The organism is Streptomyces albidochromogenes, assembly GCF_005981925.1.
GTDB lineage: Bacteria > Actinomycetota > Actinomycetes > Streptomycetales > Streptomycetaceae > Streptomyces > Streptomyces albidochromogenes.
Window position 1 is genome coordinate 1 of sequence record NZ_VBVX01000305.1, and the last position, 7,459, is coordinate 7,459.

The 7,459-nt window shown below is 71.3% G+C and carries 6 protein-coding genes; all 6 read left to right on the forward strand.

All coding sequences use genetic code 11. The annotated features are described in order from the left end of the window. Positions 1–212: 212 nt before the first annotated feature. Positions 213–2,153: an acyl-CoA dehydrogenase family protein gene (locus tag E2E34_RS28115; RefSeq protein WP_138904702.1), complete on the forward strand. Its 1,941-nt coding sequence runs from the start codon at positions 213–215 to the stop codon at positions 2,151–2,153. Between the two features lie 106 nt (positions 2,154–2,259). Beyond that, positions 2,260–3,498 carry a 3-phosphoshikimate 1-carboxyvinyltransferase gene (gene aroA, locus E2E34_RS28120; protein ID WP_138904703.1) on the forward strand — a complete coding sequence of 413 codons (1,239 nt, stop codon included), beginning with the start codon at positions 2,260–2,262 and terminating at the stop codon, positions 3,496–3,498. A gap of 160 nt (positions 3,499–3,658) precedes the next feature. Further along, the gene (locus tag E2E34_RS28125) at positions 3,659–4,435 is read left to right on the forward strand and encodes a hypothetical protein (RefSeq protein ID WP_138904704.1); all 777 of its coding nucleotides are present in this window, start codon (positions 3,659–3,661) and stop codon (positions 4,433–4,435) included. Between the two features lie 106 nt (positions 4,436–4,541). Continuing rightward, positions 4,542–5,795, forward strand: a complete 1,254-nt coding sequence (gene dxr, locus E2E34_RS28130; protein ID WP_138904705.1) for a 1-deoxy-D-xylulose-5-phosphate reductoisomerase — start codon at positions 4,542–4,544, stop codon at positions 5,793–5,795. Beyond that, positions 5,792–7,093 (forward strand): M50 family metallopeptidase, encoded by a 1,302-nt coding sequence (locus E2E34_RS28135; RefSeq protein ID WP_138904706.1) that lies wholly within the window; start codon positions 5,792–5,794, stop codon positions 7,091–7,093. Before dxr ends, E2E34_RS28135 begins: the two co-directional genes overlap by 4 nt. Before the next feature lie 107 nt (positions 7,094–7,200). Further along, positions 7,201–7,459: flavodoxin-dependent (E)-4-hydroxy-3-methylbut-2-enyl-diphosphate synthase (locus tag E2E34_RS28140; protein WP_167518404.1), on the forward strand; the 259-nt coding region annotated here is incomplete at its 3' end.

Here is a 7,459-nt window from a genome sequence, read left to right on the forward strand (position 1 = left end):
CCTCGTGCGAGTCGGCCCCCCCCCCCGCGCGCCGGAGGCTCGGGAGCAGCCACTGGGCGGGGCTCCGGCCGCTCCCTGTGCCCCGAGCCGGGCCGTGTGCCGATCGATGCGCCAGGGGTGGTGGGGATGCCGGGAATCGGGTAGATACGGTCGAGTAAACCAGCCGGTAATGCGACCGGCCGGGCCACGACTCGCGGCGAGGTGAGCTCCTCATGTCCGCACAACCGACCCAGCAGCCCAAGGTCTCCGAGCGCGAAGCACGGCAGGTCGCCGAGGCGGCGCGCGAGCAGGACTGGCGCAAGCCCAGTTTCGCCAAGGAACTGTTCCTCGGCCGCCTGCGCATGGACCTCATCCACCCGCACCCCCTGCCTCCGCCCCAGGACGCGGCGCGCGGCGAGGCCTTCCTCGCCAAGCTCCGGGACTTCTGCGAGACGCGGATCGACGGCGCGCGGATCGAGCGCGAGGCGAAGATCCCCGACGAGGTGATCAACGGGCTCAAGGAGCTCGGCGCGCTCGGCATGAAGATCGACATCAAGTACGGCGGCCTCGGCCTCACCCAGGTGTACTACAACAAGGCGCTGGCGCTCGTCGGCTCGGCGAGCCCCGCCATCGGCGCGCTGCTGTCGGCGCATCAGTCGATCGGCGTACCGCAGCCGCTCAAAATCTTCGGCACCCAGGAGCAGCGGGACGCCTTCCTGCCGCGCCTGGCCCGTACGGACATCTCCGCCTTCCTGCTCACCGAGCCGGACGTGGGCTCCGACCCGGCCCGGCTCGCGACCACGGCGGTGCCGGACGGCGACGCGTACGTCCTGGACGGCGTGAAGCTCTGGACGACGAACGGGGTGGTCGCCGACCTGCTGGTCGTCATGGCGCGCGTGCCGAAGTCCGAGGGCCACCGGGGCGGCATCACCGCCTTCGTGGTCGAGGCCGACGCGCCGGGCATCACCGTCGAGAACCGCAACGCGTTCATGGGCCTGCGCGGCCTGGAGAACGGCGTCACCCGCTTCCACCAGGTGCGGGTCCCCGCCGCGAACCGCATCGGCCCCGAGGGCGCCGGCCTCAAGATCGCGCTCACCACCCTCAACACCGGCCGCCTCTCCCTGCCCGCGATGTGCGTGGGCGCGGGCAAGTGGTGCCTGAAGATCGCCCGCGAGTGGTCGTCGGTGCGCGAGCAGTGGGGCAAGCCGGTCGCTCACCACGAGGCGGTGGGCTCGAAGATCTCCTTCATCGCCGCGACCACCTTCGCCCTCGAAGCGGTACTGGACCTCTCCTCGCAGATGGCCGACGAGGACCGCAACGACATCCGCATCGAGGCCGCCCTCGCCAAGCTCTACGGCAGCGAGATGGCCTGCCTGATGGCCGACGAACTCGTCCAGATCCGCGGCGGCCGCGGCTTCGAGACGGCGGACTCACTGGCCGCGCGGGGCGAACGGGCCGTCCCCGCCGAGCAGATCCTGCGCGACCTGCGGATCAACCGGATCTTCGAGGGCTCGACCGAGATCATGCACCTGCTCATCGCGCGCGAGGCGGTCGACGCCCACCTGAAGGTCGCGGGCGACATCATCGACCCCGACAAGCCGCTCTCGGCGAAGGCGAAGGCGGGCGCGAACGCGGCGGGCTTCTACGCCAAGTGGCTTCCGAAGCTGGTCACCGGACCGGGCCAGCTCCCGCGCTCGTACGCCGAGTTCCACCCCGCCGGACACCCCGACCTCTCCGTCCACCTGCGTTACGCGGAACGCACGGCCCGCAAGCTCGCCCGCTCCACCTTCTACGCGATGTCCCGCTGGCAGGGCCGCATGGAGACCAAACAGGGCTTCCTCGGCCGGATCGTCGACATCGGCGCGGAGCTCTTCGCGGTGAGCGCGGCGTGCGTACGCGCCGAACTCCTGCGCACGACGACCCAGCACGGCCGCGAGGCTTACCAACTGGCGGACGCCTTCTGCCGCCAGTCGCGCATCCGGACGGAGGAACTCTTCAACCGCCTGTGGACCAACACCGACGACCTCGACCGCAAGGTCGTCAAGGGCGTCCTGTCCGGTACGTACACCTGGCTGGAGGAGGGCATCGTCGACCCGAGCGGCGAGGGCCCCTGGATCGCGGAGGCCGCCCCCGGCCCCTCCGAACGGCCCAACGTCCACCGCCCGATCCGCTGACGGCACGGGGGCGCGCCCGGCGGCAGGTGCCGGGCGTGCCCCTGTACGTGTCCAAAGGGCGGAACGGACCGGGCGCGCGGGTGCGCGCGCGGCAGGATGGGGTTTCGTGACCGTCGTAGACATCCCCGGCTCCAAGTCCGTGACCGCCCGCGCCCTCTTCCTCGCCGCCGCGGCCGCCGGAACCACCACCCTGCTGCGTCCGCTGAGCTCGGACGACACCGAGGGCTTCGCCGAGGGGCTCGGCCGCCTCGGGTACCGACTGGAGCGCGAGGCCGGGGCCTGGCACGTCGAGGGGCGCCCGCAGGGCCCGGCGGTGAGCGAGGCCGACGTCTACTGCCGCGACGGCGCCACCACCGCCCGCTTCCTGCCCGTGCTCGCCGCGGCCGGAGCGTCCGGCACGTACCGCTTCGACGCGTCGCCGCAGATGCGCCGCCGCCCGCTCGCCCCGCTCACCGGCGCCCTGCGCTCACTCGGCGTCGACCTGAGCCACGAGGAGGCCGAGGGCCACCACCCGCTGCGCATCGCCGCGGCCGGCGTCAAGGGCGGCGACGTCACCCTGGACGCGGGTGAGTCGTCGCAGTACCTGACGGCGCTCCTGATGCTCGGCCCGCTCACCGCCGAGGGGCTGCGCATCACCGTCACCGACCTCGTCTCGGCGCCGTACGTCGAGATCACCCTCGCGATGATGCGCGCCTTCGGGGCCGAAGTGACGCGCGAGGGAGCCACGTTCACCGTCCCGCCCGGCGGCTACCGGGCGACGACGTACGCCGTCGAGCCCGACGCCTCCACGGCAAGCTACTTCTTCGCCGCGGCGGCGATCTCACCCGGCCGCGAGGTGACGGTCCCCGGGCTCGGCGCCGGCGCGCTCCAGGGCGACCTGCGGTTCGTCGACGTACTGGAGCGGATGGGCGCGCGGGTGCGCGTCACCGCCGACAGCACCACCGTCCGCGGCACCGGCACCCTCGACGGCCTCACGGTCAACATGCGCGACATCTCCGACACCATGCCGACCTTGGCGGCCATCGCCCCGTACGCCGCCGGACCGGTCCGCATCGAGGACGTCGCCAACACGCGCGTCAAGGAGTGCGACCGGCTGGAGGCGTGCGCGCGGAACCTGCGCCGGATGGGCATCACGGTCGCCACCGGCCCCGACTGGATCGAGATCCGGCCGGGCACGCCCCGCCCCGCCGAGATCGCCACCCACGGCGACCACCGCATGGCGATGTCCTTCGCCGTCACCTCACTGCGCACCGCCCCCGGTGTCACCTTCGACGACCCCGGCTGCGTACGGAAGACCTTCCCCGGCTTCCACGAGGCGTTCGCGGAGCTCCGGCGCGCCTGGTGAACCACGGTGATCCGCGCCCCACTTGGGGGCCGCGGACCACACGTCGAGCCCCTTCTCGTACGGGCGGACGGCCGGCCCGGGGCGGTGCCTGTGGCGCGCGCCGCACCCATGCACCACAATCGTGCACTCACCCACGCGTCAACAGAACCAGGGGTCACGCATGTTCGGGGCGGCACGGCACAGCAGGCGCAGGCGCGGCACGGCCCTCGTGATGGGCGGCGTCCTGTTCGCCGGCGCGGCCGCGTGCAGCGGCGATGACGGGGGCGACGGCGGCCGGGACGACAAGAAGCCCCGCAGCGGGGCGAAGGCGTCCGCGAGCGCCGCCGGACCCAGGGCGCTCACCGAGGCGCAGCTCACCGCCGCCTCCTTCACCGACGGCGAGAGGGTCGGCAAGTACACCGCCTCCGAGTTCACCCTCGGCGCGCCGCACAGCGACGACTACACCGCCGATCCCGCCGTCTGCCAGCCCCTCGTCAGCCTCGCCGCCGACGTCACCGACCACGACATGAGGAGCGAGGTCAACCGCCGGGTCGATGTCGCGGGCGAGATGCTCGGCGTCAGCGTCGCCGTCCAGCTCCGCTCGTACGGCGGCGGCGACGCGGCCCGCGTCATGAAGGCCCTCGACAAGGCCGGCAAGGAGTGCGCCGGCGGCTTCACCGAGGTGCGGGCCGTCGCCAAGGGCCAGTACCTGAAGGTCGAGCCCGTCCGGGCACCCGAGTTCGGAGCGGGCGCGGACGAGGTGAGGGCGTACCACTTCACGATTCTCGATGTGAAGGGGAAGCTCAGGCTGCACGACTACCTCACGGTCGTACGGTCCGGCTCGACCACGCTCTCCTTCCGCGCGGACCTCCTCGGCACCAAGGACTTCGGCGGCGTGCCCAAGGCGGTCACCGACGCCCAGTGGGAGAAGTTCCGCTCGGTCGTCGCACCCGGGTGATCCGCGAGCCGGCACCTCCGCGCCACCGCCGCGACCGCCGCGACGGCGGCGCGACGAAAGGGACTCGCTGTCCACCCAGTGAGCAGTTGCGGCAACAATGGGGGGCATGAGCGACAGTCCAGCCCCCCTCGCCGACCCGCACATCGCCTTCGACCCCTCCGAAGGCCGCCGGGACATCGTAGTCCTCGGCTCCACCGGGTCCATCGGAACCCAGGCCATCGACCTGGTACTCCGCAACCCCGACCGCTTCCGCGTCACCGCGCTCTCCGCGGCCGGCGGCCGGGTCGCCCTGCTCGCCGAGCAGGCGCGCAAGCTGCGGGTGAGTACCGTCGCGGTCGCCCGCGAGGAGACCGTGCCCGCCCTGCGCGAGGCGCTGGCGGCCCAGTACGGCGCCGGGGAGCCCCTCCCCGAGATCCTGGCCGGGCCCGACGCCGCCACCGAGGTCGCCGCTTCCCCGTGCCACACCGTGCTCAACGGCATCACGGGTTCCATCGGTCTCGCCCCGACCCTCGCCGCTCTCGAAGCGGGCCGCACGCTCGCGCTCGCGAACAAGGAGTCGCTGATCGTCGGCGGCCCGCTCGTGAAGGCCCTCGCCAAGCCGGGACAGATCATCCCGGTCGACTCCGAGCACGCCGCGCTCTTCCAGGCCCTCGCCGGCGGCACCCGCTCCGACGTGCGCAAGCTCGTCGTCACCGCCTCGGGCGGCCCTTTCCGGGGCCGTACGAAGGCCGAGCTGGCCGGCGTCACCCGACAGGACGCACTCGCGCACCCCACCTGGGCGATGGGCCCGGTGATCACCGTGAACTCGGCCACCCTGGTCAACAAGGGCCTCGAAGTCATCGAGGCACACCTCCTCTACGACATCCCCTTCGACCGCATCGAGGTCGTCGTCCACCCCCAGTCGTACGTTCACTCGATGGTGGAGTTCACCGACGGCTCGACGCTCGCCCAGGCGACACCGCCCGACATGCGCGGCCCGATCGCCATCGGCATCGGCTGGCCGGAGCGCGTCCCGGACGCCGCCCCGGCCTTCGACTGGTCGAAGGCGTCGACGTGGGAGTTCTACCCGCTGGACAACGACGCGTTCCCCTCCGTGGGACTCGCCCGTCACGTCGGTACGCTCGCGGGCACGGCCCCGGCGGTGTTCAATGCCGCGAACGAGGAGTGCGTCGACGCGTTTCTCGCGGGACGGCTGCCGTTCACCGGAATCGTGGATACGGTCGCGGAAGTAGTGGCCGAGCACGGCACCCCTCGTACGGGAACCTCGCTCACGGTCGCGGACGTCCTGGAAGCGGAGACCTGGGCACGAGCCCGGGCCCGTGAAATCGCAGCACAGGCAACAGCGGAGGCTCGCGCATGACGACGATCCTGTTGACGGTCCTCGGGATAGTCATCTTCTTCGCCGGGTTGCTGATCTCCATCGCCTGGCACGAGCTCGGTCACCTCTCGACCGCCAAGCTGTTCGGCGTCCGCGTGCCGCAGTACATGGTCGGCTTCGGCCCGACCATCTGGTCGCGGCACAAGGGCGAGACGGAGTACGGCGTCAAGGCGATCCCGCTCGGCGGCTACATCCGCATGATCGGGATGTTCCCGCCCGGACCGGACGGGAAGATCGAGGCCAGGTCGACGTCCCCGTGGCGCGGCATGATCGAGGACGCCCGTTCGGCGGCGTACGAGGAGCTCAGGCCGGGCGACGAGACGCGCCTGTTCTACACGCGCAAGCCGTGGAAGCGCGTGATCGTGATGTTCGCGGGCCCCTTCATGAACCTGATCCTGGCCGTGGCGATCTTCCTCGGCGTCTTCATGACGATCGGCCTGAACCAGCAGACGACCACCGTCGACACCGTCGTCCCCTGTGTCGTCGCGCAGAGCGAGAACCGCGACTGCCGCAAGGGTGACCCGGCGTCGCCCGCCAAGGCGGCGGGGCTGGAGAAGGGCGACAGGATCGTCGCCTTCAACGGCAGGCCGGTCGAGGACTGGACCGCCCTCTCGGACCGCATCCGCGACACCGTCGGCCCGGCCACCATCACCGTCGAGCGCGACGGCGCGCAGAAGGTCCTCAAGGCGAACCTGATCGCCAACAAGGTGGCCAAGAAGGACGCCCAGGGCCAGCCCATCGCCGACCAGTACGTCACGGCGGGCTACCTCGGCTTCGGCCCCGGCTCGGCCGTCACCCCGCTGTCCTTCGCCGACTCGCTGGACCGCATGGGCGTCATGATCGAGTCCGGTGTGGACTCGCTCATCGACCTGCCGTCCAAGGTTCCGGACCTGTGGAACGCGACGTTCAACGGCGAGGAGCGCAAGGCGGACTCCCCGATGGGCGTGGTCGGCGCGGCGCGCGTGGGCGGCGAGATCCTCGGGCTCGGACTGCCGATGGAGAACACCGTCGGGATGATGCTGTTCCTGATCGCCGGCTTCAACCTCTCCCTCTTCCTCTTCAACATGCTGCCGCTCCTGCCGCTCGACGGCGGGCACATCGCCGGGGCGCTGTGGGAGTCGCTGCGGCGCAATGTGGCGAAGGTCTTCCGGCGGCCCGACCCGGGCCCCTTCGACGTGGCCAAGCTGATGCCTGTGGCGTACGTGGTCGCCGGGATCTTCATCTGCTTCACGGCGCTCGTACTGGTGGCCGATGTGGTCAATCCGGTACGAATCTCTTGAGCGGACGTGGTGACGTGGTGTGCTCCGGGCTTTCGCGGTGACGTAACCTCGGAGTCCGGAGCCCGCCGATCTCGGGACCTTGATCCACACTTGGGGTTGCACAGCAGATGACTGCAATTTCTCTCGGAATGCCGTCCGTTCCGACGAAGCTCGCCGACCGGAGGGTCAGCCGCAAGATCCAGGTCGGATCGGTGGCGGTCGGCGGGGACGCGCCTGTCTCGGTGCAGTCGATGACGACGACGAGGACGTCCGACGTCGGCGCGACGCTCCAGCAGATCGCGGAGCTGACGGCCTCGGGCTGCCAGATCGTACGGGTGGCCTGTCCCACCCAGGACGACGCGGACGCGCTGGCGACGATCGCGCGCA